This window comes from Vibrio sp. 1580 (assembly GCF_033340055.1).
Genome location: NZ_JAWOVT010000162.1, coordinates 1 through 837, shown reverse-complemented (window position 1 = coordinate 837; position 837 = coordinate 1). Strand labels below are relative to the sequence as shown.

Below are 837 nucleotides of genomic sequence, written 5' to 3'. Positions count from 1 at the left end.
TTTGATTCTTCCTCATATCATTCCACGCAGAAAGAAATCACCTGCAGGTTGGGCATAACTGCCCCGCAAACTACCGGTTTGCACATAGCGGATACGAAAAAGGCCACATTCATGTGGCCTTTTGCTTATCTAATGGTTTCACGCGAGAGTACTAACCATCCCATTCGTAAAGCGCAGGGATTCGGATTTGCTCACCTTGGAATTCGACAATGACAGCCTGCGGCTGAATCTCTTTCAGCGTGACTTGTCCATCCACCACATCCCCTTGGTGATACTCCACGTTATTGATTTTCACCCAACGACGATTGGCATCACTGGCATACATGTGCGTTTGCAAATTAAGGGCCGGAAGACGTCCTTGCCACTGCTGCGCATTGCGCTCCAAGTCATTCACCTGTGACGGCGCAGAAGTCGGCGCATCGTTTTGAGACAGCGCATTTTCCACTTTTTTGGCGAGATCTGGAGACAAGGAAGACAAGTCTAGATCATCCAATGACAAACCTAAGTCGTCACGACGATGCGTAGATGCTGTGCTCGTGACGGGAGTAGCCGTTGTCGGATCTGGAGCCTCACCCTCGTTGGCATACTCGGAGGGTTGCAAGAATGTCCCAATGTCGCGAGATAACTCGGCACTCGGCCATTCTCGTGGCAGTTGAGCAAGATCCGTTGATTCTGGATAATCTAAAACTTCAAATGGTTGTACGACTTCCGCCACCACTACCTCTGGCGTAACCGCTTGAGTCTCTGGCGTAAGCAAATCTAAATGCCACGCAACCGCAATCGCTGACACGCTAATAGGCACAAGAAAGAGTCCAACATGTTTGATGACTGACATTA

General features: G+C 49.6%; 1 protein-coding gene. It reads right to left on the bottom strand.

The genetic code is table 11. The features are described 5' to 3' along the window. Positions 1-151: 151 nt before the first annotated feature. A complete protein-coding gene (locus tag R7093_RS24720; RefSeq protein ID WP_005455433.1) occupies positions 152-835 on the bottom strand; it encodes a general secretion pathway protein GspB in 684 nt (227 codons plus the stop codon). Between the last annotated feature and the right edge of the window lie 2 nt (positions 836-837).

Bases quoted from the DNA above. Each gene is read 5' to 3' on its own strand.
- R7093_RS24720 (WP_005455433.1), bottom strand. From the start codon at position 835: ATGTCAGTCATCAAACATGTTGGACTCTTTCTTGTGCCTATTAGCGTG.